General features: G+C 63.8%; 17 protein-coding genes. 11 read left to right on the top strand and 6 right to left on the bottom strand.

Annotation, left to right across the window (positions count from 1 at the left end; translation table 11 throughout):
• The first annotated feature begins 3 nt into the window (after positions 1 to 3).
• From NKH63_RS11765 to NKH63_RS11725, 9 genes are all read left to right on the top strand, one after another.
• Positions 4 to 738 carry a GltB/FmdC/FwdC-like GXGXG domain-containing protein gene (locus NKH63_RS11765; protein ID WP_023716764.1) on the top strand — a complete coding sequence of 245 codons (735 nt, stop codon included), beginning with the start codon at positions 4 to 6 and terminating at the stop codon, positions 736 to 738.
• Between the two features lie 6 nt (positions 739 to 744).
• Positions 745 to 2,073: an FMN-binding glutamate synthase family protein gene (locus NKH63_RS11760; protein WP_023716763.1), complete on the top strand. Its 1,329-nt coding sequence runs from the start codon at positions 745 to 747 to the stop codon at positions 2,071 to 2,073.
• A gap of 34 nt (positions 2,074 to 2,107) precedes the next feature.
• Positions 2,108 to 3,415: a type III glutamate--ammonia ligase gene (gene glnT, locus NKH63_RS11755; protein WP_352484123.1), complete on the top strand. Its 1,308-nt coding sequence runs from the start codon at positions 2,108 to 2,110 to the stop codon at positions 3,413 to 3,415.
• A gap of 36 nt (positions 3,416 to 3,451) precedes the next feature.
• Positions 3,452 to 4,705 carry a sarcosine oxidase subunit beta family protein gene (locus NKH63_RS11750; RefSeq protein ID WP_352917888.1) on the top strand — a complete coding sequence of 418 codons (1,254 nt, stop codon included), beginning with the start codon at positions 3,452 to 3,454 and terminating at the stop codon, positions 4,703 to 4,705.
• Positions 4,706 to 4,721: 16 nt separating this feature from the next.
• A complete protein-coding gene (locus NKH63_RS11745; RefSeq protein ID WP_023716760.1) occupies positions 4,722 to 4,997 on the top strand; it encodes a sarcosine oxidase subunit delta in 276 nt (91 codons plus the stop codon).
• Complete coding sequence (locus NKH63_RS11740) at positions 4,997 to 7,981, top strand: sarcosine oxidase subunit alpha (protein WP_352917887.1); 2,985 nt, start codon at positions 4,997 to 4,999, stop codon at positions 7,979 to 7,981. Before NKH63_RS11745 ends, NKH63_RS11740 begins: the two co-directional genes overlap by 1 nt.
• Entirely contained in the window at positions 7,974 to 8,603 is a 630-nt protein-coding gene (locus NKH63_RS11735) for a sarcosine oxidase subunit gamma (RefSeq protein WP_352917886.1), read from the top strand. Before NKH63_RS11740 ends, NKH63_RS11735 begins: the two co-directional genes overlap by 8 nt.
• A 301-nt stretch (positions 8,604 to 8,904) precedes the next feature.
• Positions 8,905 to 11,274 carry a trimethylamine N-oxide demethylase gene (locus NKH63_RS11730; protein ID WP_352917885.1) on the top strand — a complete coding sequence of 790 codons (2,370 nt, stop codon included), beginning with the start codon at positions 8,905 to 8,907 and terminating at the stop codon, positions 11,272 to 11,274.
• A 256-nt stretch (positions 11,275 to 11,530) separates the two neighbouring features.
• Positions 11,531 to 13,240 carry a trimethylamine N-oxide permease gene (locus tag NKH63_RS11725; RefSeq protein ID WP_352917884.1) on the top strand — a complete coding sequence of 570 codons (1,710 nt, stop codon included), beginning with the start codon at positions 11,531 to 11,533 and terminating at the stop codon, positions 13,238 to 13,240.
• 258 nt (positions 13,241 to 13,498) lie between these two features.
• Here the strand turns inward: NKH63_RS11725 and NKH63_RS11720 are convergent, their stop codons facing one another.
• From NKH63_RS11720 to NKH63_RS11700, 5 genes are all read right to left on the bottom strand, one after another.
• Positions 13,499 to 14,986 carry an aldehyde dehydrogenase family protein gene (locus NKH63_RS11720; protein WP_023716755.1) on the bottom strand — a complete coding sequence of 496 codons (1,488 nt, stop codon included), beginning with the start codon at positions 14,984 to 14,986 and terminating at the stop codon, positions 13,499 to 13,501.
• 70 nt (positions 14,987 to 15,056) lie between these two features.
• Complete coding sequence (locus NKH63_RS11715; RefSeq protein WP_352493975.1) at positions 15,057 to 18,191, bottom strand: efflux RND transporter permease subunit; 3,135 nt, start codon at positions 18,189 to 18,191, stop codon at positions 15,057 to 15,059.
• 208 nt (positions 18,192 to 18,399) lie between these two features.
• Positions 18,400 to 19,551: an efflux RND transporter periplasmic adaptor subunit gene (locus NKH63_RS11710; protein ID WP_023716753.1), complete on the bottom strand. Its 1,152-nt coding sequence runs from the start codon at positions 19,549 to 19,551 to the stop codon at positions 18,400 to 18,402.
• A 62-nt stretch (positions 19,552 to 19,613) separates the two neighbouring features.
• Complete coding sequence (locus NKH63_RS11705) at positions 19,614 to 20,222, bottom strand: TetR/AcrR family transcriptional regulator (protein ID WP_023716752.1); 609 nt, start codon at positions 20,220 to 20,222, stop codon at positions 19,614 to 19,616.
• Positions 20,223 to 20,472: 250 nt separating this feature from the next.
• Entirely contained in the window at positions 20,473 to 22,113 is a 1,641-nt protein-coding gene (locus NKH63_RS11700) for an acyl-CoA synthetase (RefSeq protein WP_352917883.1), read from the bottom strand.
• Positions 22,114 to 22,301: 188 nt separating this feature from the next.
• Between NKH63_RS11700 and NKH63_RS11695 the strand changes: the two genes are divergently transcribed.
• Positions 22,302 to 23,267: a sugar-binding transcriptional regulator gene (locus tag NKH63_RS11695; protein ID WP_352482687.1), complete on the top strand. Its 966-nt coding sequence runs from the start codon at positions 22,302 to 22,304 to the stop codon at positions 23,265 to 23,267.
• An 85-nt stretch (positions 23,268 to 23,352) separates the two neighbouring features.
• Complete coding sequence (locus tag NKH63_RS11690; RefSeq protein WP_352917882.1) at positions 23,353 to 25,407, top strand: bifunctional aldolase/short-chain dehydrogenase; 2,055 nt, start codon at positions 23,353 to 23,355, stop codon at positions 25,405 to 25,407.
• A 73-nt stretch (positions 25,408 to 25,480) separates the two neighbouring features.
• Here NKH63_RS11690 and NKH63_RS11685 read toward each other — a convergent pair whose 3' ends face one another.
• Complete coding sequence (locus tag NKH63_RS11685; protein ID WP_352482690.1) at positions 25,481 to 26,326, bottom strand: acyl-CoA thioester hydrolase/BAAT C-terminal domain-containing protein; 846 nt, start codon at positions 26,324 to 26,326, stop codon at positions 25,481 to 25,483.
• Positions 26,327 to 26,365: the final 39 nt, after the last annotated feature.

Here is a 26,365-nt window from a genome sequence, read left to right as displayed (position 1 = left end):
CTTATGCCGGCAATTAACCTCTCCAAGGCCGCGCGCGAGCCGGGCCAGGCATCGAGGGTCTTCGACCTGGCCGAAATGTCGCTGCGCGAGCTCAACCAGGCGCTGCACGATCTGGCTCCCGGTTCGAACGAGACCGCCTGGGAGGTACTGCATCCGCGCGGCAGCCATTCGGTCGCCGTCGGCGTCGACCAGCCGGTCGCCATCGATGTCCGCGGCAGCGTCGGCTATTATTGCGGCGGCATGAACGACGGCGGCACCATCACCGTGCATGGTTCGGCCGGGCCCGGCGTTGGCGAAAACATGATGTCCGGCCAGATCGTCGTCAAAGGCGATGCCAGCCAGTATGCCGGCGCCACCGGCCGGGGCGGGCTGCTGGTCATCGAAGGCAATGCGTCGTCGCGCTGCGGAATTTCGATGAAAGGCATCGACATCGTCGTCCACGGCAATATCGGCCACATGTCGGCCTTCATGGCGCAATCCGGCAACCTCGTGGTGCTGGGCGATGCCGGCGATGCGCTCGGCGATTCCATCTACGAGGCGCGGCTCTTCGTGCGCGGCAAGGTCGAAAGCCTCGGCGCCGACTGCATCGCCAAGGAGATGCGGCCCGAACACCTGGAATTGCTGCAAAACCTGCTCGACCGTGCCGGCGTGACCGGCGTCAAGGCGGCGGAGTTCAAGCGCTACGGTTCGGCGCGCACGCTTTACAATTTCAATATCGACAACGCCGATGCGTATTGAGGCAGCATGACCTATCGCAACCCGCCGACGACGCCGCGCAAATCCGCGACCTTCGACGACTATACGCTTTCCGAGATCCGCCGCGCCGCGGCGACCGGCATCTATGATATCAGGGGCGCCGGCGCCAAGCGCAAGCTTCCGCATTTCGACGACCTTCTGTTCCTCGGCGCTTCGATCTCGCGCTATCCGCTCGAAGGCTATCGCGAGCGCTGCGACACCAGCGTCGTGCTCGGTTCGCGCTATGCGAAGAAACCGATCGAGCTGAAGATCCCGATCACCATTGCTGGCATGAGCTTCGGCTCGCTGTCCGGTCCGGCCAAGGAAGCGCTCGGCCGCGGCGCGACGCTGTCCGGCACCTCGACCACCACCGGCGACGGCGGCATGACCGAGGAAGAGCGCGGCCATTCGAAGACGCTGGTTTACCAGTACCTGCCGTCGCGCTACGGCATGAACCCGCGCGATCTGCGCCGCGCCGATGCGATCGAGGTGGTCGTCGGCCAGGGCGCCAAGCCCGGCGGCGGCGGCATGCTGCTCGGCCAGAAGATTTCCGACCGCGTTGCCGAAATGCGCACGCTGCCGAAAGGCATCGACCAGCGCTCGGCCTCGCGCCACCCCGACTGGACCGGGCCGGACGACCTCGAGATCAAGATCCTCGAACTGCGCGAAATCACCGATTGGGAAAAGCCGATCTACGTCAAGGTCGGCGGCGCGCGGCCCTATTATGATACCGCGCTTGCCGTGAAATCGGGCGCCGATGTCGTCGTCGTCGACGGCATGCAGGGCGGCACGGCGGCAACCCAGGAAGTGTTCATCGAAAATGTCGGCCAGCCGACGCTTGCCTGCATCAGGCCGGCTGTGCAGGCGCTGCAGGATCTCGGCATGCACCGCAAGGTGCAGCTGATCGTCTCCGGCGGCATACGCAACGGCGCCGACGTCGCCAAGGCGCTGGCGCTCGGCGTCGACGCGGTGTCGATCGGCACGGCAGCGCTTGTCGCGCTCGGCGACAATGACCCGCGCTGGGAAGCGGAATACAACGAGCTCGGCACCACCGCCGGCGCCTATGACGACTGGCATGAGGGACGCGACCCGGCCGGCATCACCACGCAGGATCCCGAGCTAATGAAACGGGTCGATCCGATTGCGGCCGGACGACGGCTGGCGAACTATCTTAAGGTAATGACACTTGAGGCTCAGACAATCGCCCGCGCCTGCGGCAAGAACAGCCTGCACAATCTCGAGCCCGAGGATCTTGTCGCCTTGACGATCGAAGCCGCCGCCATGGCCGGCGTGCCGCTGACCGGCACCAACTGGATACCGGGCAAGAACGGCTTCTAAGACAAACCAAAATGCCAGTAAGCGAGGAATTATAATGGGGAACGATCTCGCCGCCTTCGCCAAGGAGAAGGGCGTCAAATATTTCATGATATCCTACACCGACCTGTTCGGCGGGCAGCGTGCCAAGCTGGTGCCGGCGCAGGCGATCGCCGACATGCAGCGGGACGGCGCCGGCTTTGCCGGCTTTGCTACCTGGCTCGACCTGACGCCGGCGCATCCCGACATGCTGGCCGTGCCGGATCCGGATTCGGTGATCCAGTTGCCGTGGAAGCCCGAAGTCGCCTGGGTCGCCGCCAACTGCATGATGGACGACAAATCGGTCGAGCAGGCGCCACGCAACACGCTGAAGCGGCTGATCGCCGAGGCCGCCGGCGACGGCATGCACATCAAGACCGGCGTCGAGGCCGAGTTCTTCCTGATCTCGCCGGACGGCAAGACGATTTCCGACGAATACGACACGGCGTCGAAGCCCTGCTACGACCAGCAGGCGGTGATGCGCCGCTACGACGTCATCGCCGAGATCTGCGACCATATGCTGGCGCTCGGCTGGGGCGCCTACCAGAACGACCATGAGGACGCCAACGGCCAGTTCGAGATGAACTGGGCCTTCGACGATGCTCTGGCGACCGCCGACAAGCATTCCTTCTTCAAATTCATGGTGAAATCCGTTGCGGAAAAGCACGGCCTGCGCGCGACCTTCATGCCGAAGCCGTTCCAGGGCCTGACCGGCAATGGCTGCCATGCCCACATCTCGGTTTGGGACAGGGACGGCAAGACCAATGTCTTTGCCGATAATGCGATGGAACTCGGCCTGTCGGCCAAGGGCAGGAATTTCCTCGGCGGCATCATGAAACATGCTTCCGCGCTTGCCGCCATCACCAACCCGACGGTCAATTCCTACAAGCGCATCAACGCACCGCGCACCATCTCCGGCGCCACCTGGGCGCCGAACACCGTGACCTGGACCGGCAATAACCGCACCCACATGGTGCGCGTGCCCGGCCCCGGCCGCTTCGAGCTGCGCCTGCCCGACGGCGCGGCAAACCCCTATCTGCTGCAGGCCGTGATCATCGCCGCCGGGCTCGACGGTGTCCGCTCGAAGGCCGATCCCGGCAGGCGCTACGACATCGACATGTACCAGTTCGGCCATACGGTCGAGGGCGCGCCGAAGCTGCCGCTCAACCTGCTCGACGCATTGCGCGAGTTCGACAACGACAAATCGCTCAAGGCGGCGCTGGGTGAGGAATTCTCGTCGGCCTATCTAAAGCTCAAGCAACAGGAATGGAATTCCTATGCTTCCCACTTCACCCAGTGGGAGCGCGACCACACGCTCGACATCTGATCCGGAATTGTTGCACGCCCGGCGCGAAACAGGTTCATGAAATACTCGATCTTCTCCCTCGCCCGGGCGGCATTTTCCGGCCACAAGAACTGGCAGCGCACCTGGCGCGACGCCAGCCCGAAGAGCCACTACGACGTGGTGGTCATCGGCGGCGGCGGCCATGGACTGGCGACGGCATGGTTCCTCGCCAGCGAGTACGGCATCAGGAATGTCGCGGTGCTGGAAAAAGGCTGGATCGGCTCCGGCAATGCCGGCCGCAACACCACCATCATCCGCTCCAATTACGGGCTGCCCGGCAATACCGGCTTCTACGAGCTTTCGATGAAGCTGTGGGAACGGATGGAGCAGGACCTCAACTACAACACCATGGTCAGCCAGCGCGGCGTCATCAATCTCTACCATTCCGACGCGCAGCGCGACGCCTACGCACGGCGCGGCAACACCATGCGCATCAACGGCATCGATGCCGAACTGCTCGATCTGGCGGCGGTCAGGAAGATGATGCCGTTCCTGAACTTCGACAATGCGCGCTTTCCGGTGCAGGGCGGGCTTTTGCAGCGACGCGGCGGCACGGCACGCCACGACGCCGTGGTCTGGGGCTATGCGCATGCGGCGAGCGCGCTCGGCGTCGACATCATCCAGAATTGCGAGGTGACCGGCTTTGTCCGCGACGCCAACGGCAAGGTGACCGGCGTCGAGACGAGCCGCGGCAAGATCGGTGCGGCCAAGGTCGGCATGGCGGTCGCCGGCAGTTCTTCGCGCGTTGCGGCGATGGCCGGCATGCGGCTGCCGATCGAAAGCCATGTGCTGCAGGCTTTTGTCTCGGAGGCGATCAAGCCGCTGATCCCCAACGTCATGACCTTCGGCGCCGGCCATTTCTACGTCAGCCAGTCCGACAAGGGCGGCCTGGTCTTCGGCGGCGACATCGACGGCTACAATTCCTACGCCCAGCGCGGCAATCTGCCTGTCCTGGAGGACGTCTGCGAGGGCGGCATGGCGCTGATGCCGATGATCGGCCGCGTGCGGCTGCTGCGCCAGTGGGGCGGCATCATGGACATGTCGATGGACGGCTCGCCGATCATCGACAAGACGCCGGTCGACGGGCTCTATCTCAATGCCGGCTGGTGCTATGGCGGCTTCAAGGCGACGCCCGGCTCCGGCTTGATCTTTGCCCATCTTCTGGCGCGCGACGAGCCGCACAAGGAGGCGGCGCGCTTCCGCCTCGACCGCTTCCGGCGAGGTGCGATGATCGACGAAAAGGGCCAGGGCGCCCAACCGAACCTGCATTGAAGGCTGGCTGAAGAGCATGCGCATTGTCTGTCCCTTCTGCGGCGAACGCGAACTCGGCGAGTTCACCTATCTGGGCGACGCCAGGCCGGTGCGTCCGGCGGCCGGCTCCTCCGAAGACGAGGTCTTCGACTATGTCTATCTGCGCGACAATGTCGCCGGGCCGATGAGCGAATACTGGTATCATGGCGGCGGCTGCCGGGCCTGGCTGAAGGTCGCCCGCAACACGCTGACGCACGAGATTTCGTCGGTCGAGCCGGCTGCGGGCGTTGGCGCCGCCAAGGTGGGCGCCTGATGGTTGGCCCTGCGCAGACACACCGGCTGGAGAGCGGCGGTCTCATCGATCGCGCCGCGCCGCTGAGCTTCCGCTTCGACGGCAAGAGCTTTGCCGGCTTCCAAGGCGACACGCTGGCCTCGGCGCTGATTGCCAATGGCGTCAAGTTGATCGGCCGATCGTTCAAATACCATCGCCCGCGCGGCATCCTGACCGCCGGGTCGGAGGAGCCCAACGCGCTGGTCGAACTGCGCAGCGGAGCGCGGCGCGAGCCGAACACCAAGGCGACCACGGCCGAACTTTACGACGGGCTCGAGGCCGCCAGCCAGAACCGCTGGCCGTCGCTGCGCCACGATCTGATGGCGGTCAACCAGCTGTTTGCGCCGATCTTCGTCGCCGGCTTCTACTACAAGACCTTCATGTGGCCGGCGAAATTCTGGGAAGCGGTCTACGAACCGGCGATCCGCCGAGCCGCCGGTCTCGGCCGCGCCGCCGGCGTCGCCGATCCCGACCATTACGACAAGGCGTGGGCGCATTGCGACGTGCTGATCGCCGGCTCTGGCCCGGCCGGGCTCGCGGCGGCATTGGCGGCCGGGCGCAGCGGCGCCCGTGTCATCCTGTGCGAGGAAGATTTTGCGTTCGGCGGCCGTCTGCTTGCCGACGGCGGCACCATCGACAGCCTGCCGGCGGCCGAATGGATTTCGCGCACGCTGGCCGAACTCGCAGCACTCCCCGATGTCCGCATCATGAACCGCACGACATTGTTCGGCGTCTATGATGGCGGCACCTATGGCGCGATCGAGCGGGTCAATGACCACCTGCCCTCCCCGCCAGAGCACCAGGTGCGCCAAAGGCTATGGCGGATCGTGGCTAGGCGCTGCGTCGTTGCCGCCGGCGCCATCGAGCGGCCGATCGTGTTTGCCGGCAACGACACGCCCGGCGTGATGGTGGCTTCGGCGATGCGGACCTATGTCGCGCGCTACGCGGCGGCGCCGGCAAAGAGGATCGCGCTGTTCACCAACAATGCGGATGGCTGGCGCACGGTCGAGACCGCGCTAGCCGCCGGATTGCAGATCGCGGCGGTCGTCGATGCGCGCCCGGACGTCTCCGCCGCACATCGCGCGCTCGCCGCCAAGGCCGGCTTTCCGGTGCTCAGCGGCTCGGTCAACGGGGTCGAAGGCGGCAAGGCCGGCGTCCGGAAAATCGCGATCTCGCTGACCGGCGGCGCACGGGCGGAAGTCGAAGCCGACGGGCTTGCCGTCTCCGGCGGCTGGAATCCGGCGGTCGGGCTGACCTCCTACCATCGCGGCCGGCCGAAATGGCAGGACGACATCGCAGCCTTCGTCCCGGACGGTGCGCCTCCGGGCATGATGGCCGCAGGCGCCGCCAACGGCGCCTTCGGGTTGGGCGACTGCCTGCGCCAGGGCTTTGCCGCAGGAGCGGCGGCAGCACAGAGGGCCGGGCGCAGCGGCAATGCCGGCACGCCGCCGGTCGCCGACGATGAGGCGTTTTCGCTGACGTCGCTCTGGCATGTCGCCGGCAAGGGCAAAGCCTTTGTCGACTACCAGCACGATGTCACGGCGTCCGACATCGAACTGGCGCAGCGCGAGGGTTTCGAATCGGTCGAGCATCTGAAGCGCTATACGACGCTCGGCATGGCCACCGACCAGGGCAAGACCTCGAACGTCGCCGGCCTCGCCATCATGGCTGCGTTGTCAGGCAAATCCATTCCCGAGACCGGCACGACGATCTACCGCCCGCCCTATGTGCCGGTCGCTATCGGCGCCTTCGCCGGCCATCATCGCGACGAGAACTTCCATGCGACGAGGCTGACGCCGTCGCATCACTGGGCAGCCGAACAGGGCGCGGTGTTCGTCGACACCGGCCTGTGGAAGCGCGCGCAATGGTATCCGCGCGCCGGCGAAAAGGACTGGCTGGAATCGGTGACGCGCGAGGTCAAGGCGGTGCGCTCCGGCGTCGGCTTCTGCGACGTCTCGACGCTCGGCAAGATCGACGTGCACGGTCCGGATGCCGGCGCCTTCCTCGACCGCGTCTACATCAACACCTTTTCCAATCTTGCCGTCGGCAAAGCCCGCTACGGGCTGATGCTGCGCGAGGACGGCATCGTCTATGACGACGGCACCACCTCGCGGCTGGCCGAGGACCATTATTTCCTGACCACCACCACCGCCAAGGCCGGGCTGGTGATGCAGCATCTCGAATTCTGCCGCCAGGTGCTGTTCCCCGAATTCGACGTGCAGCTCACCTCCGTCTCCGATCAGTGGGCGCAATTCTCGATCGCCGGGCCGAAGACGCGGGACCTGCTTCGCGAAATCGTCGATCCGGCCGAGGATCTGTCGAATGAACGTTTTCCGTTCATGGGGGCGCGCGAAGTCGCGCTTCGCGGCGGCATCAAGGCGCGGCTGTTCCGCATCTCGTTCTCCGGCGAGATGGCCTTCGAGATTTCGGTTCCCGCCCGTTACGGCGAAGCGCTGGTGCGCAATTTGATGCTGGCCGGCAAGCCATTCGGCGTTACGCCCTACGGCACCGAGGCGCTCGGCGTCATGCGCATCGAAAAGGGCCATGTCGCCGGGCCGGAGCTGAACGGCACGACGACTGCCGCCGACCTAGGCCTCGGCAAGATGATGTCGACCAAGAAGGATTTTATCGGCCGCGTCATGGCCGGCCGCGAGACGCTGATTGCGCCGGACCGGCAGGTCGTCGTCGGCATCAAACCGATCGACAAGACGCGCCGCCTGCGGTCCGGCGCGCATATCATTCCGAAGGACAAGACACCCGGTCCCGACAACGACCAGGGCTACGTCACCTCGGTCTGCTTCTCGCCGACGCTCGACCAGTGGATCGGGCTTGGCCTGGTCAAATGCGGCCGCGAGCGCATCGGCGAGATCGTCCATGCGCATGACCCGCTGCGCGGCGAAGACTACGATGTCGAGCTGTGCAGCCCGGTCTTCTACGATCCGGATGGAGGGCGCCAGCGTGGCTGAGTTTTCCTGGATTGCCCGCAGTCCGCTGGAGCACGCGCTCGTCGTCGGCGCCTATGGCGCGCGCGACACCGAGGCCGGCGTTTGGCTGACGGAAATCCGCAATTTCGACCTGATCCAGGTGATGGCGCGGCGCGGCAAAGCGGCGGAGCTGGCAAAAGCTGCCCAAGCCCGTTTCGGCGTTGCCGCACCGGAAACGCCCAAGGCGGTCCGAGTTCCCGACGCTACGCTGAGCTGGTCGGGACCGGATCAGTTCCTCGTCCTGTCCAATGCCGGCAAGCACGCGATCGAACCGCTGAGCCAGGCGTTCTCGCAATCCGCCTCGCTGTCGGACCAGTCGCATGCGCGCGTCCTGATCAGCGTTTCGGGAGAAAAAGCGCGCTCGATGCTGGCCAAATTGTCTTCGCTGGACCTGCACCCGGCGGCATTTCCGGTCGGCACCGCCGCCGCAACATCGGTCGATCACACCAGCATCAATCTCTGGCGCGGCCGTGACCGGCCGGATAGGCAGGCGGTGTTCAATCTCCTGGTGTTCGCGACGTTTGCCGGGAGCCTGTGGCACACCATGCTCGATGCCGCCGCGGAGTATGGCGTCGATATCCGGCATTCCGAGGAATTGGCATAGCCTTGGCGCGTCTTCCCTTCTCCCCTTGTGGGGTCCGAAGGACGGGACGAGACCCGTGGCTCGCCCAGGGCGGTGGATCGGCGCGCAGCGCCGAGACGGATGAGGGGTGTTCCAGCGGAGTGAGAGGCTGGCGTTCCCTGGAACACCCCTCATCCGTCGCCTTCGGCGACACCTTCTCCCCAAGGGGAGAAGGGGGAGCTTGTGCCACCTTCACCTTGCCAACTCCGGCTCTTCTGCCCTATTCTTCCCGCTAAAATAATTTCACGCACAGGCAAACTTGTTTCTCGAAACCAGGGTTGAGATGAGCCAGTCGCCCTACCCCGTAATCGCCGCCGGACCGCCCCGGCCGAGTCTGATCCTGCGGCCAGGCCAGATCGCGCTGCCGGCCGGGATGGAGCGCTATTCGGTTCAGGGCAATGGCGCGGTGCTGATCGAGGTCGAGGCCGGCGACAGCATCACTGTGCGCAATATCGAGGGCGGGCAGGCCTGCGAGCTGCTGGTATGGGACAGCACCGGCGTAACCGATCCCGGTATTCTCGGCGAAAAATCGAACAGCAATGCCGCCGGCATTAAGGCGCTGCTGGCCGATAGCGACGATAGCCTCGCTTCCTTGCGCCGAGGCCTCGAACGTCGCCAGGTACAGCTAGATCAGGCAAAGGCGGTCCGCGTCTTCGGCGGCTCCACCCCTGCCGGCACCGAACAGAGCTTTGCGATCGCCCGCGACGGCTCGATGCTCGTCGCTGCACCCGGCGGTCCGATGCTGGTCGACGGCCACGATACCGCAACGCCGCTCAGCGTCATCCTGCGCCGCGCCACGATCCGTCCAGCTGCGAAGTCGCGGCTTGCCCACCCGCTGGCCGATCCGGTGCTCGATCTGCGCGTCCATTCGGCGACGGCGGAAGCCTATTTCGTCAAAGCCGGCGACTATCTGCAGATCATCGATGTCGACGGGCGCCAATGCACCGACTTCCAGTGCTTTTCGGCGCGCAAGCTGGACAAGGGCCGCGATCATCCGCTCGACGTGACGACGACGCGCACGCTGATGGGTTCGAGCTATCCGATGCCCGGGCTGCACTCGAAATATTATGACCAGGACATGGAGCCGCTGGTCGAGGTTATCCAGGACACTTGCGGCCGCCACGATGCATTCGCGCTCGCCTGCGCTGCCAAATATTACGACGACATCGGCTATCCCGGCCATCCCAACTGCTCGGAGAATTTCAACCGCGCGCTGGCCGACAAGGGCGTGACGCCCCGCGCCGGCTGGATGGCGATCAACTTGTTCTTCAACACGGCCATCGACGCGTATGGCGTCGTGGTTTCCGACGAGCCGTGGTCGCGGCCGGGCGACTATGTGCTGCTGCGGGCGCTGACCGACATCGTCTGCGTCTCGTCCGCCTGCCCCGACGATACGACGCCGGCCAATGGCTGGAACCCGACCGACATCCATGTGCGGACCTATTCCGGCCAGCACAAATTCTCGCGAGCGATCGCCAGACGCATGACGCCCGATTCGGAACCGAAAATGACCCGCGAGACCGCCTTTCATTCGAGCTTTGCCAAGCACACCCGCAACTTCGTCGAGTACAAGGGTTATTGGCTGGCCAATTCCTTCGCCAAGCAAGGCCCGATCGGCGAATACTGGGCCTGCCGGCAGGATGCAGTGATCATGGACCTGTCGCCGCTGCGCAAGTTCGAGATCACCGGCCCGGATTCGGAAGCGCTGCTGCAATACACGCTGACCCGCGACATCAGGAAGCTCGGCGTCGGCCAGGTCGTCTATTCCGCCATGTGCTACGAGCATGGCGGCATGATCGACGACGGCACGCTGCTTCGGCTCGGCAAGGATAATTTCCGCTGGGTTGGCGGCGACGATCTATCCGGCGAATGGCTGCGCGAAACGGCGACGAAACTCGGCCTTACCGTGCTGGTGCGTTCATCGACCGACCAGATGCACAATGTCGCCGTGCAGGGACCGAAAAGCCGCGACATTCTCAGGCAGATCATCTGGACCTCGCCGCTGCAGCCGTCGATCGACGAGCTCGAGTGGTTCCGCTTTGCCGTCGCCCGCATCGGCGGCGGCAACGGCATTCCGGTCGTCGTTTCGCGCACCGGTTACACCGGCGAGCTCGGCTACGAGATCTGGTGCCATCCGCGCGACGCCGAAAAGGTGTTCGACGCCATCTGGGAGGCCGGCCAGCCGCACGGCCTGAAGCCGATGGGGCTGCAAGCGCTCGACATGGTGCGCATCGAGGCCGGGCTGATCTTTGCCGGCTACGAGTTCTCCGACCAGACCGACCCCTTCGAGGCCGGCATCGGCTTCACCGTGCCGCTAAAGACCAAGACCGACGATTTCATCGGCCGCGAGGCGCTGATCCGCCGCAAGGAAAACCCCCAGAAGAAGCTGGTCGGCCTCGACATCGACGCCAATGTCGCGGTCGGCCACGGCGATTGCGTGCATGTCGGCCGCGCCCAGGTCGGCGTCGTCACCTCCGGCATGCGTTCGCCGGTGCTGAACAAGAATATCGCGCTGGCCAGGCTCGACGTCGCGCATTCGGCGATTGGCACCGAGGTCGAGATCGGCAAGCTCGACGGCCACAGCAAGCGGCTGCCGGCGCGCGTCGTCGCCATTGCCCACTACGATCCGCAGAAGACCAGGCCGCGCTCCTGATCGACGCTGCCTGGTTCTTCCCTTCTCCCCTTGTGGACCTGTTGGCAGCGCCAACGAAGCTCGACTGTTTCACAAGCGCAATGTGCACAGCGTCACAAACCGCTTGACCTGAAAGCGCGTTGGGTCAATCTTCACTGCTAAGAATAAAATACTACTGAGCGGAAACGCTTGGGCCGTTCAACGTGAGCGTCGATGACGCCTCGCGAGATTGCGGCTGTTGCCGATGGGGAACATCAAAAATGGGGAATTCGCGTAAATGAGCACGATAGTCACCACCCTGGTGCCGCCTGCCAAAGGGCAGCTGCACCGAAACATCGATTGGCGCGGCGCCTTTTGGGTGGCAAGCGGCGTTCCGGCCCTTGTCCTGTTTTCGATCGGCGGCATTGCCGGCACCACCGGAACGCTGGCCTTCATGATCTGGACCGCATCCATGATCATGGGCTTCCTGCAATCCTTCACCTATGCGGAAATCGCCGGCCTGTTCCCGAACAAGTCCGGCGGCGCCTCGATCTATGGCGCCACCGCGTGGCTGCGCTATTCGAAATTCATCGCGCCGCTTTCGGTGTGGTGCAACTGGTTCGCCTGGTCGCCGGTGCTGTCGCTCGGCTGCTCGATCGCCGCCGCCTATATCCTCAATGCGCTGGCGCCGGTGCCGCTGTTCACCGACACTTCGCCGGAAGTCGCCGCCTATATCGCGGCCCATGCCGGAACCAGCGCCGCCGACGCCATCACCGCGGTCACCACTGCGGCGACGCCGGCGATCCGCAACTGGACGCTTTACGGTCATACGCTTGGCCCGGTTTCCTTCACCTTCAATGCCACCTTCTTCATCGGCGCGGTGCTGATGCTGATCATCTTCTCCATCCAGCATCGCGGCATCCTTGGCACCGCCAACGTGCAGAAATATATCGGCCTGCTGGTTATCATCCCGATGCTGATCGTCGGCGTGGTGCCGATCGTCACCGGCCAGATCGACTGGGCAAACTTTTCGGCGCTGGTGCCGCTCGCGGCAGCCTATGCGCCGGAGCCCGGTGCGTGGAACATCGCCGGCTGGACGCTGGTGCTCGGCGGCATGTTCATCGCGGCCTGGTCAACTTACGGTTTCGAGACCGCCGTCTGTTACACCTCCGAGTTCAAGAACCCCGGCACAGATACCTTCAAGGCGATCTTTTATTCCGGCCTGTTGTGCATGCTGCTGTTCATCCTGGTGCCATTCACCTTTCAGGGCGTGCTCGGCTTGAACGGCATGCTGGCGACGCCGATCGTCGACGGCTCCGGCGTTGCCGACGCGCTGGCCGGCATGGTCGGCGGCGGACAGTTGATCCACAGCCTGCTGGTGATGCTGATGATCCTGGCGCTGGTGCTCTGCATCATGACGGCGATGGCCGGCTCCTCGCGCACGCTCTACCAGGGTTCGGTCGATGGCTGGCTGCCGCGCTACCTCAGCCATGTCAACGAGCACGGCGCGCCGACGCGGGCGATGTGGACGGACCTGATCTTCAACCTGATCGTGCTGGCCATCGCCTCGGCCGACGCGACGAGCTTCTTCTTCATCCTGGCGGTGTCGAATTGCGGCTACATCATCTTCAATTTCCTCAACCTCAACGCCGGCTGGATCCACCGCATCGACAATGGCCACATCGCGCGGCCTTGGAAGGCGCCGAGCTGGCTGCTCGGCCTCGGCGCGATCTTTGCCTCTGTCAACGCGGTCTTCATGGGCGCCGGAGCCAAGGTCTGGAACCCGATGGCATTGTGGGCCGGGCTGATCACGGCCGCCTTGATCATCCCGGTGTTCTGCTTCCGGCACTACATCCAGGACAAAGGCAAGTTCCCCGACCACATGCTGGCCGATCTCGGCATGAACTCGTCCGACCTCGCAGTGCGAAAGGCGGGCATGCTGCCCTACCTGACGCTGATCGCCGGCGTCGCGGTGATGCTGCTCGCCAACTGGCTGTTCGTCATCTGAGGCTTGCCTTGAGAGCAATTCCAGGAAAAGGTGTGAACGGTTTTCCGGCCGGAATTGCCTCAAAACAAAAAATAGAGCGGTTCGGCGTTTCCGTGAAACGATGAACCGTTCTACGGATTGGGCGCGCGATGCGCGCTCGATCGCTTGCATTTTGTTCTTGCTTTGTGCCGGCAGCTATGCTACTAATCCCGCCATGGTGCTGATTCGCCCCGAGACCCGCCGCTGAGGCGGGTTTTTCGTTTCTGGGCCTATTCTGGCTCAATCGATCTTGATGAACACGCCCTTGGTGTTGAGATATTCGTCAAGGTGTTCGGCGCCGCCCTCGCGGCCGTAGCCGCTCATCTTGTAGCCGCCGAAGGGCACGGCCGGATCGATGGCGTGATAGGTGTTGACCCAGACCGAGCCGGCGCGGATCTTTTGCGACAGCCGGTGGGCGGTGGCGAGATTTTGGGTGAAGACCCCTGCAGCCAGGCCGTAAGGCGTGTTGTTGGCCCGCTCGACCGCCTCGTCCAGCGTATCGAACGGCAAGGCTGAAATCACCGGCCCGAAGATCTCCTCGCGCGCGATCTTCATATCGTCCGAGACGCCGGCAAAGACAGTCGGCGCGACGAAATTGCCGGCGGCAAGCGCGCCTTCCACAAGCCGGGTGCCTCCGGTGACGAGTTTCGCCCCTTCTGCAGTACCGGCCTCGAGGTAACCGGTGACCCGTTGCAACTGCTTTTCGGAGACGAGCGGGCCGATCTCGGTCGCCGGGTCGATGCCGTCGCCGACCCTGAGACCCTTGGCGTATGCCGCGAGACGCTCGATGAACTCGTCATGGACCGCGCGTTCGACGAAAAGGCGCGAACCGGCGATGCAGATCTGGCCGGAATTGGCGAACACCGACATCGCGGCCACCGGCACCGCTTTGTCGAGATCGGCATCGGCGCAGACGATGACCGGCGACTTGCCGCCAAGCTCCAGCGAGACGCGCTTGAGGTTGCCGGCCGAGGCGCGCACGATCGACTGGCCGGTCGCCGTCGAGCCGGTGAAGACGATTTTGTCGACGCCCATGTGCTCGGCGAGTGCGGCGCCCGCCTCGGTGCCGGTGCCGGTGACGATGTTGACGACGCCTTCCGGGACGCCGGCCTCGTTCATGATGTCGGCGATCAGCAGTGGCGTCAGCGGCGCCTCTTCCGATGGTTTCAGCACGATGGTACAGCCGGTCGCCAGCGCCGGGCCGATTTTCCAGATCGACGCGGCGGTCGGCGCGTTCCAGGGAATGATGGCGCCGACGACGCCGACCGCCTCCTTGCGGGTGAAGGAGACGATTTCGCCGGGCAGCGAGTTCTCGATCGTCTCGCCGTGCAGCGCCGTCGCCATGCCGGCATAATAGCGCAGCATGCCGATGACGCGGTTGCGATTGGCGCGGGTGCGCACGATCGGCATACCCATGTCGGTGGTGTCGGAGAGGCTGATCTCTTCCCAGTTCTTTTCGAAGAGATCGGCGATCCTCAGCAGCAGTACCTGCCGCTCGTAAGGTTTGAGCCGGCTCCACGGTCCCTCGAACGCCTTGCGGGCGGCAGTCACCGCCAAGTCGATGTCGAGGCGGTCTCCGCGCGGCACCGTGGCGATGACCGCGCCGGTGGCAGGATTGCGGGTCTCCATGGTCCGGCCGGAGCGGGCATCGACCCAGCCACCGCCGATGAACATCTGGCGATGGCGTCCGTCGATCGGCAGCCGCAGCGGTGCCTGAGCTATGGTCATGACGGTCCTCCTCCGGCACCTACGCCTGGTGGGCGGATTAAACCGCCGGAGGTCACATTTGCCAACAGCTCTATTCGGCCGCCAGGGCCAGTTGCGGCCTTTCGTTCTTTTCTTCCGTCTCGGCCGGCTGCTCCACCACCTTCTTGGGCTCCCGGCCGAAGAACAGCGCGTAGGCTGCCGGCAGGACAAGGATGGTCAGCACCGTGGCGACCAGGATGCCGCCCATCATGGCATAGGCGAGCGGCCCCCAGAAGACGCCGCGCGAGATCGGGATCAGCGCCAGCACCGCCGTCAGCGCCGTCAGCACGATCGGCCGGAACCGGCGAACGGCCGAGCCGATGATGGCCTCGGAGCGCTCCACGCCGGCGGCGATGTCCTGGTCGATCTGATCGACCAGGATGATCGAGTTTCGCATGATGATGCCGAGCAGGGCGATAACACCGAGGATGGCGACGAAGCCGAACGGCGCACCGCTGATCAAAAGTGCCGCCGCCGCACCGATGATGCCGAGCGGACCGGTCGCCAGCACCAGCATCGCCTTCCCGAAATGCTGCAGCTGGATCATCAGCAGCACGACGATGACCGCCAGCATGACTGGAGCTTTCGCCGCAATCGAGGCCTGGCTTTCGGCCGCATCCTCGGCGCCGCCCTGGATCTCGATCTTGTAGCCGGGTGCGAGGCCGGCGCGCAGGCCCGACATCTCGCCATACATTTTCATGGCGACATCGTTCGGCTGCACGCCATCCGGCAGCGTGGCGCGTACGCTGATGGTCGGCAAGCGGTCGCGCCGCCATTCGACGCCTTGCTCCAGCACCGGGACAATCTTGGCGACCTGCGACAGCGGCACGGAGCCACCGAAATCCGTCGGGATATAGACGGAATCGACCGCCGACAGCAGGTGACGGCTTGCCTCCGGTTCGCGGGCGACGATCGAAACCGTCTCCTCGCCGTCGCGGAAGTCATCGAGCGGCGCTCCCGACATGGTCGCCTGCAGCATCTGGCGGATGCGCTGCGAGGTGACGCCGAGCGCACGGGCGCGATCCTGGTCGATCACCAGCTTCATCGCCGGCACCGGCTCCAGCCAGTCGTCGTGGATGGCGCCGAGCAGCGGATTTGCCTGGAACTTCGCCTTCACCTCGTCGGCGATGCGGCGCACCTCCTGGCGATCCGGACCCATGACGCGCATCTGCACCGGCCAGCCGGTCGGCGGACCAAGGAACAGGCGGTCGACCTTGGCGCGGATCGACGGGAAATCCTCGGCCAGGATGGTGCGCAGCTTGACAATCAGCCGCTCGCGGGCCGGTTCGTCATTGGCCATCACCAGAAGCTGGGCGAAATTCGGATTGCGAAGCTGCTGGTCGAGCGGCAGGAAGAAACGCGGCGCGCCTTCGCCGATATAGGTGGCGATGAAGCGCTTGTCCTTGTCGTCCATCATCCTGGCTTCGAGCGCCTTGGCCTGTGTCTCGACTTCCTTGATGCTGGTGCCTTCCGGCAGCCAGAGGTCGACAAGGATTTCCGGCCGCGACGATTGCGGGAAGAAATTCTGCGGGATGAACTGGAACGCCCACAGGCTGGTGGCAAAGGTCATCATCGTCATCACCAGCACGATGATGCGATGGCGCACGGCCCAGGTCACGGTCGAGCGAAGGCGACGGTAGAAGCCCGTGTCGAAGACATCGTGATGGCTGCCGGCGTGCTTGCGCTGCTTCAGGATCATGTGGCCGAGCCATGGCGTGAAATAGACCGCCGCGAACCAGGACACGACCAGCGCGATACCGACGACGTAGAACAGGGTGCGCACATATTCGCCGGCCGTCGAGGCGGCGAAACCGACGGGGATGAAGCCGGCCGTGGTGATCAGCGTGCCGGTCAGCATCGGGAAGGCGGTCGAGGAATAGGCGAAGCTCGCCGCCTCGACCTTGACCAAGCCTTCCTCGAGCTTTCGCTCCATCATTTCGACGACGATCATCGCGTCGTCGACCAAGAGGCCAAGGGCGATGATCAGCGCGCCGAGCGAGATGCGCTGCAGGTCGATGCCGAGCTCGTACATGATGGCGAAGGTGGCGGCCAGGACCAGCGGAATGACGATCGCGATCACCAGACCCGAACGCCAGCCGATCGACAGGAACGAGACGACAAGCACGATCAGCAGCGCTTCACCGAGCGCTTCCATGAACTCGGCCACCGCATCCTTGACGACTTCCGGCTGGTCGGAGACCTGGTCCACCGACACGCCATAGGGCAGCGCCTCCTCGAAGCGCTTGTAGGTCGCTTCGACGTCCTTGCCGACGTCGGTGACGTTGAAGCCCTTGGCCATGACGACGCCGAGCTGGACGCTGTCATGGCCGTTGAAGCGGTATTTGCGCTGATAAGGGTCCTCGAGGCCGGAGGTCACGGTGGCGATGTCGCCGAGGCGCGTCACCTGGTTGCCGGCCCGCAGCCGAAGCTCGCGAATGTCGGCCGCCCTGGCCACGTCGCCTTCGACCGAGATGCGCACCGAACGCTGGCCGGTGTCGACCGAACCTGCCGGGTCGACATTGTTCTGGCCCCTGATCGCATTCTGCAGGTCGGTCAGCGTCAGGCCGCGTTCGGCAAGCACCTTGGATGAAACGTCGATGTAGAGCTTTTCCGGCTGGTCGCCGATGATCACGGCTTTCTCGACGCCGGGCGTCGTCAGCAGCATGTCGCGTGCCTGGATGGCGAATTTCTTCAGCTCGGGATAGCCGTAGCCATCGCCGCTGATCGAATGCAGGGTGATGAATGTGTCGCCGAATTCGTCGTTGAAGTAGGGCCCGAGCAAGCCCTGCGGCAGTTCATTCGAGATATCGCCGACCTTCTTGCGCACCTGATAGAACGCATCCGCGACCTGCGCGGGACTGGTGTCGCCCTTGACCTGCAAGGTGATGATGGCGCTGCCGGCGCGGGTGTAGGAGCGGACGAAATCGAGATGCGGCGTTTCCTGCAACTTGCGCTCGATCTTGTTGACGACCTGGTCCTCCATCTCCTTGATCGAGGAGCCCGGCCAGATCGCCTGGACGACCATGACGCGGAAGGTGAAATCGGGATCTTCCTTCTGGCCCATGCGCATCAGGCCGAGCGCACCGGCGACGATGATAAGCCCGAACAGGAAGCGGGCAATGCTCGGATGGCCGATTGCCCAGCGCGAAAGATTGAAAGACCGCTTTTCAGTGGTGTCGGTGGTCATCGGCGTCAGTCCGTTTCAATTTGATCAACAGAGCACGCGCTTTCGCATGCCCAAGGAACTTCCGATGTGGGCTTCCGAGCGGCGAGGCTTTCCGAGTTGAGAGATCTACATCGCGGTGGGACACGAGGATCGATGTGGGGGTTACATCGACCTGAGATCTCGAAAATCGGGGGCGCCTGCCGCCCGGAAACCGTGAATTGCCTGGCCGTCAGCGCAAGCGCCTTGCGGCGTCATCATCGGCCGAGGCCGACTGTTGTGCTGCATCACCGGTAAGCTTGACTTTCAGATTCTCGGTCATGAACTGCGTGCCGGCAGCGACGACCACATCGCCCGGCTTCAGCCCGTCGGCGACACTGACGCCGTCAGGCGTGAAGGCGGCGACCTTGACCGGATGCGCATGAACGGTACCGCCACTGCGGTCGACGGTCCAGACGATCGATTGGCTGTCCTTTTGTGCCAATGCGCTCAGCGGGATCGACACCAGCTGCTGCCGGTTGCCCGCCGCGGCTTCGATGGAGGCCGTCATGCCAAGCAGCACGTTCGGATCGTTGGGCAGGCTGACGCGAACGGCAAAGGTGCGCGACTGCGGATCGGCGCTGCCGGCGACTTCGCGGACCTTGCCTTCGAGCGTCAGCGCCTCATCGGACCAGAAACCCGCCTTGACGGTCTTGCCCGGCTTGAACTCGGCGATATCGGTTTCGGGAACAGCGATCAGGACTTCCTTCTCGCCGTCGATGGCAACGGTCACCACCGGCGTGCCTGAGCCGACCACCTGGCCGACATCGGCGGCAACGGCGGTGACGATGCCATTCTTGTCCGCCTTGAGATCGGTATAGCGGACCTGGTTCTGTGCCTGGGCAAGCTGCGAGCGGGCGGAGTCGCGCGTGGCGACCGCCTGATTGTAACTGAGCGTCGCCTGCTCGAGCTGCGACTTCGGTGCGAAATTCTTGGCGTAGAGCTGTTCGGCGCGCTTGCGCGTAAGCTCGACTGTCTCGACCTGACGGTCGGCGGCATCGAGGCTGGCCTGGGCGCTTCTCACCGAAAGCTCGTAGTCGGTGGGATCGATGCGGGCGAGAACGTCGCCGGGCTTGACGCGGTCACCGATGTCGACAAGGCGCTCGGTGATCTTGCCGTTGATGCGAAAGCCGAGATTCATCTCGGTGCGGGCGCGCACCGATCCGGAATAGGAGAGCTGACGGGTATCGCTCGCCTTGGCGATCTCGACCACCTTGACCGGGCGGATGATCTCCTTGACCTCGGCTTTCTCCTGCGAGCAGCCGGCGAGGCCGAGAGCGGCAACGACAATCAGTGCCAGGCCGGCGGCCGGTAGCCTGTAGGTGATGGACTTGGACAAAGACACTTTTCGTACTCCCGAACTGTGGGGATGAATTGCCGACATCACCGCCCGACGGGCGGCAACGGTCATTTCTTCAAGGCTCTGATGGCAAACTCGGTAAGCTCGTCCGGCGTCGCCCGGTTCTTCTTGGCGAGGCATTGGGCCATCATCTGCGGATGACAGAGGCTGATAATAGCAGCGCCGAAACACCTGGACGCGATCACCGGATCCTGATCGACGAACTCGCCGGTGGCGATGCCCTCGCGGATCACTTCCGCGACCAATTCGTGGATGCTGTCGATGTGCTTTTCGATGACATGCCAATCGCGTTCGATGGCGACGATGACCATCTCGTGCACTTTCTCCTGGTCGATCATGGTCTCGAGCGTCCACTGATAGTGCGTATGCACATAGCGGCGGAGCTTCTCGCTGGCGGTGCCGGGACCATGGCAGGCTTCGTAGGTCAACCGGTAGCAGGTGGCGAGCATACGGCCGCAAACCGCCTGGTGAATTTCCACCTTGGAGGCGAAGAAGCGATAGATGTTGGCGGTCGACATGCCAAGTTCGCGCGCTATGTCGGCGACGTTGGTCTTGCCGTAGCCGTAGTGGCGGAACAATCGCTCCGCGCAATCCAGGATGCGCGTGACATTTTCCTGGCGGGCGGAATCGGCGGTGGTGTCTAAGGTTTCAAGCATCTCGTTGGCCAAAATTTACGACTGACGAATTTAGAATTTCGTCACTCGTAAATTGAAAACCATCACCTGTCAAGACATGATTTCGGCCAGCTGACGCCGCTGATGACAGATGGTGACATCTCTGGACGGAGTTGGCCCATGAAGCGCATGTGGTTCCCGCCGGGCGCGCCTGCAACACCGCGCGTCTTTTTGAACGCACAGGATTTTGAAATGATGCCTCCCGAAATCGGTTCCGTTTTCGGGTCAGGCGCTAAGGCTGCTTCGCCATCTCCCGCAGCCGGAACTTCTGGATCTTGCCCGTCGAAGTCTTAGGGATTTCTGCAAAGATCACCGCTTTCGGCACCTTGAAGGGGGCGAGCAGCGCGCGGCAGTGCTCAATGATTTCGGCCTCGGTCGCCGCCTTGCCCGGCTTCAACTCGACATAGGCGACCGGCACCTCGCCCCATTTGTCGTCGGATCGGGCGACAACGCCGCAAGAAGCGACGGCAGGATGCTTGTAGAGTGCCTCCTCGACCTCGATCGAGGAGATGTTTTCGCCGCCGGAGATGATGATGTCCTTGGAACGGTCCTTGAGCTGGACGTAGCCATCCGGGTGCATGACGCCGAGGTCGCCCGAATGGAACCAGCCGCCGGCAAAGGCCTCATCGCTCGCCTTGCGGTTCCTGAGATAGCCCTTCATGACGATATTGCCGCGGAACATCACCTCGCCGATCGTCTCGCCGTCGGCCGGCGTCTCTTGCATCGTCTGCGGGTCCATCACCGTCAGGCCTTCGAGCGCGGCATAGCGTACGCCTTGCCTGGCCTTCTTTGCCACCCTCGCCCCTTTCTCCAGCCGGTCCCAATCGCCATGCCATTCGTTGACGACGGCCGGGCCATAGGTTTCGGTCAGGCCGTAGAGATGGGTGACGGCAAAGCCCGCATCGGCCATGCCCGACAGCACCGCCTCGGGCGGCGGCGCCGCGGCGGTGTTGAAGGTGACGGTCTGCGGGAACTGCCGCTTGTCCTCGTCCCTGGCGTTGATCAGCACCGACATGACTATGGGTGCACCGCAGAGATGGGTGACGCCGTGATCAGCGATGGCGTCGTAGATCGGCTTCGGCCGCACCCAGCGCAGGCAGACATGGGTGCCAGCCTGCACGGCAAGCGTCCAGGGAAAGCACCAGCCGTTGCAGTGGAACATCGGCAACGTCCAGAGGTAGACCGGGTGCTTGCCCATGCCGGCATGGATGGTGTTGGCATAGGCCATCAGTGCCGCGCCGCGGTGGTGGCAGACGACGCCCTTCGGATTGCCTGTCGTGCCGGAGGTGTAGTTGAGCGATATGGCGTCCCATTCGTCGTCCGGCATCGACCAGGCGAAATCCTCGTCGCCGCCGGCGACAAACGCCTCGTAGTCGAGCGTGCCGATCCGCAGGCCCTTGGCATAGGGCGCGTCGGCGGCGTAATCGGGATCGTCGTAGTCGATCACCAGCGGCTTGACCTTGGCCAGCGTCAGCGCTTGTCGAACCACGCCGGCGAATTCGCGGTCGACGATCAGCACCTTGGTTTCGGCATGCTCGAGCTGGAAGGCAATGACCGCGGCGTCGAGGCGGGTGTTGAGCGAATGCAGCACCGCCTTGGTCATCGGCACGCCGAAATGCGCTTCCAGCATCGGCGGCGTGTTGGACAGCATGACGGTAACGGTGTCGCCCCTGCCGATGCCGCGCTTCGCCAGCGCCGAGGCAAGCCTCAGCGAGCGCTTCCAGAAATCGCGATAGGTCGTGCGCTGGCGGCCATGGATGATGGCGGTCTGGTCGGGAAAGGTTTTTGCCGCCCGTTCAAAATAGGTCAGCGGCGTCAGCGGCTGGTGGTTGGCCGGGTTCCGGTCGAGGTCCTGTTCATAGGGATTGCCCATCCCGTCCTCCGCAATGTGTTCGTCGAGAACTTTAGCTACCGGCTTCCGGCCCGTCACCACCAACGATGCCATCATAGACCGCGCTTGGCACAAGAATGGTCTAGATTCGGCGAGCGCAAGGGCATCTATGCCTTCCTCCCAATTTGACTTTTGTCGAGAGCCGTGACTAATGTCAGCGAGGAGATGGTATGGCGATCCGACCGGCAGAACAGCTTATCCACAAGGCCGCCTGGCTTTACTATGCACACGGCCTGCGCCAGGACCAGGTGGCCAGCCAACTCAAGATTTCCCGTGCCTCGGTGGCCATGTATCTGCGCAAGGCGCGCGAGACCGGCATCGTCAACATCTCCACCTCGACCCAGCTTTTCACCGACGACGTGCTGGCACGCAAGCTGGAAGACGCGCTTAAGCTCGACGCGGTCTGGATCGCGCCGGAAAACGGCTATGTCGCCGATCCGTCGACCGACATCGCGGTGCTGGCGGCAAGCGTCTTTCTTGAGTTGGTCAGGAAGGGCGACCGTATCGGCGTCGCCTGGGGGCGGACCATCTACACGATCGCCGACATCATGTCCTATGCCGACCTGCAGGACGTGACTGTGGTGCAGCTCTGCGGCAATCTGGGAGCACCCTATTCGTACCGGCCGGACCAATGCACCATGGAAATCGCGCGCCGGCTCAATGCCAAGGGGCTGAATTTTTACGCGCCGCTGGTGCTGACGACGGAAGAACTGGCACGCGGCCTGCGCGCCGAACCGGTGATCCGCGAGCAGTTGTCGGGTATCGGTGACTGCGACCTGGCGCTATACTCGGTTGGCTCGGTGGATACCGACAGCCATCTGGTCAAATGCGGCGCGCTGACGCCAAGCGAAATGGCTGCATTGCGCAAGGCGGGTGCAGCCGGCGTCATTGCCGGGCAGATCATCGATACCGAAGGCCAGGCGCTCGACTGCAGCTACAACCGCCGGCTGATTTCGGCAGAGCTGTCATCGCTGCGCCAGATCGAAAAGCGCCTTGTGGTGGTGCAGGAAGAGAGCAAGTTCGAACCGCTCGTCGCGGCGATCGCCGGCGGGCTCTGCACCCATCTCGTCGTCGGCGCGCGCATGGCGCGACGGCTGCTCGACCATGCCGGAGCAGTAGCAGAAAAGGTCGCCTGATACCTAGTTTCAGTCGCCGACGCATTGTCATCAGGGCGTCGCGGCATTCCTGTTCACAACAAAAGAGAAATCGGACGAAGCTGACATGAAGAACCTGTGGAATGACGGCGACGCGGAGAAGCTGGTCGCCGACTATGCAAAGAAGGGTGTGGCCCGCGACCTGGCGCTGCGCGTCTATACGACCAGGCTGCTGGGCGGCGAGCCGCGGCTCGTCCTGCATGGCGGCGGCAACACCTCGTGCAAGACCAAGGCCACCGATCTTGTCGGCGACGAATGGGACGTGCTCTGCGTCAAGGGCAGCGGCTGGGACATGGGCGTCATCGAGCCGCAGGGCCTGCCGGCGGTCAAGCTCGGCGCGCTGTTGAAGGCGCGGTCGCTCAAGAAGCTCTCCGACGAGGACATGGTCGCGCTGCAGCGGGCGAACCTGATCGATCCGTCCTCGCCCAACCCTTCGGTCGAGACGCTGCTGCACGCCTTCCTGCCGCACAAATTCGTTGACCACACGCATTCGACCGCAATCCTGGCCATCGTCGACCAGGAGGACAGCGAGGCGCTGAGCAGAAAAGTGTTCGGCGAGAAAATGGGGTTCGTGCCTTACATCATGCCGGGCTTCGATCTGGCGAAGGCTGCCGCCGATGTTTTCGACGCCGACCCGACGGTCGAAGGCCTGATCCTCGACAAGCACGGCATTTTCACCTTCGGCGACGATGCCAGGCAGGCCTATGACCGGATGATCCATTATGTGAACGTCGCCGAGGATTTCATCGCCAGCCACGGCAAGCCGCGCACCGAAAAAGCGGCCTTGCCGGCCAGATTGGCCAAGCCCGCGGACATTGCGCCGATGCTGCGCGGCGCGGTGGCGGTGGCACGCGGCGAAGGCCGCTTCGACCGCATGGTCAGCGATTTCCGCACCTCGGATGCGATCGTCGATTTCATCAATTCGGCTAGAATTGCCGACTATGCCGGACGCGGCGTGTCGACGCCCGACCTGTCGATCCGCATCAAGACCGGACCGATGGCACTGCCGGCGCCCGACGCGGACAATGTCGGCGACTACAAATCCGTCATCCGCCAGCATGTCGAAAAATTCGCCAAGGACTATGGCGCCTATTTCGAAACCAACGATGCGCTCGACGACGTGAAGCGCACCATGCTCGACACGATGCCACGGCTGACGCTGGTGCCCGGCCTCGGCATGTTCGGCCACGGCCGCACGCTCAAGGACGCGAAGATCGCCTCCGACGTCGGCGAAATGTGGATCGAGGCGGTACGCGGCGCCGAAGCCGTCGGCGATTTCCGCCCGCTCTCCAAAGCCGATCTGTTCCCGCTCGAATACTGGTCGCTGGAACAGGCCAAACTCGCCGCCAACAAGCCGAAGCCGCTGACCGGCCAGGTGGTACTGGTCACCGGCGGCGCCGGCGCGATCGGTGCTGCCACGGCAAAGCTATTCGCCGACAACGGTGCCCATGCGGTGGTCGTCGATGTCGACGGGTCAAGAGCTGCCGAGGCCGCCAAAAAAGCCGGTAACGGTTCGATCGGCATTGGCGCCGACATCACCGATCCGGAGCAGATGCGCGCTGCGTTCGACAAAGCCGTCGCCGTCTTCGGCGGCCTCGACATTCTCGTCTCCAATGCGGGCGCAGCCTGGGAGGGCCGGATCGGCGAGCTCGACGACGCCACTTTGCGCAAAAGTTTCGAACTCAATTTCTTCGCCCACCAGTCGGCGGCGCAGAATGCCGTGCGCATCATGCTCGAACAGGGCACCGGCGGCGTGCTGTTGTTCAATACCTCCAAGCAGGCGATCAATCCGGGACCGAAGTTCGGCGCTTACGGCATCCCGAAGGCGGCAACGCTGTTCATGTCCAGGCAATATGCGCTCGACTACGGCGCGCAAGGCATCCGCTCCAATGCCGTCAACGCCGACCGCATCCGTTCGGGGCTGTTGACCGACGCCATGATCGCCAGCCGCTCGGGCGCGCGCGGCGTATCGGAGAAGGAGTACATGTCCGGCAACCTGCTCGGGCAGGAAGTGACGGCCGAAGACGTCGCCCAGGCCTTTCTGCATCAAGCGCTGGCCGATCGGACCACAGCCGATGTGACGACGGTCGACGGCGGCAACATCGCGGCGGCGCTGCGGTAGGCGGAACCGGCCGAGACAGGCACGCAACTCGGAATTTTGCGACACGGCCATGGAAGGCATTCTCGAACTGCTACTACAGCAGGCCTCGGATGCCTTCCCAAGCCTTTCTGCCCAGCTTTGAATCGGCCTCGTCATTGCCTCCATGTGCGTGCAATGTCGAGCGTGGTGTGCTCTCGCCTGGCAACAGAATGCGGTGTCCCGCATCCGGCGACGAAATGAGATGAGTGACCTTACCTGCTTCGCCGCGCCGCCTAATAATATCTCGGGCGAACGATAGGGAAGGCCACAGCGCATCGTTGCCACCGGCGACAAGCAGAAGCTCGGCCGATATGGTCTCAACGGGGATGGTCGCCGCATTCGCTTCGCTCTTGAAGGTTTTCAAACAGCATTCGAAAAGCCCCCTGTAAGATACCAGGCCATCCACATACTCTCGTGTCCAATCTGGATCTGCCGGCACAAACGGCAGCGCGATACCGTTGAGCGACCATGAGGATCGTTCAGGCCAACTGGCACCATCCCGGCCCGCACCGATATTCCCCCAAACTACCGATGACGGGCTGATCGCGACCACCGCGTTGATTCGCTGGTCATGGACCGCGGCAAGCAATGAGGCCTCGGCACCTTTGGATGTGCCGACATAAACGATGCGACGGCACCCTGTTTCAATGAGATAGTCTGTTGCTGCAAAGAACGTTTCCAGGGGAATTTCACATATTCCCGGAATCTGGCCCTCGCCGCCAAACCACTGCAACGCCAAGGCCGACGTACCGGCATCTGTAAAAAGCCGCGCGCGCCCGACATCAACACGACCACTCGATCCACCCAACACCACAACGCCCGTGGTGGCCTGCGAGCGTCGAAAAAATGTTCCAGCGACGGCGCCGGCAAGACTTTCCTCTACTACCGCCCGCACCTCCATGTACCCGCTGAATCCTGATTTCAATCGGCATGCAAAACC

Source organism: Mesorhizobium sp. M0960, assembly GCF_040319055.1.
In the GTDB taxonomy this organism is placed as follows: domain Bacteria; phylum Pseudomonadota; class Alphaproteobacteria; order Rhizobiales; family Rhizobiaceae; genus Mesorhizobium.
The sequence above is the reverse complement of the archived record's forward strand: the minus strand, read 5'-3'. Positions and strand labels throughout refer to the sequence as shown.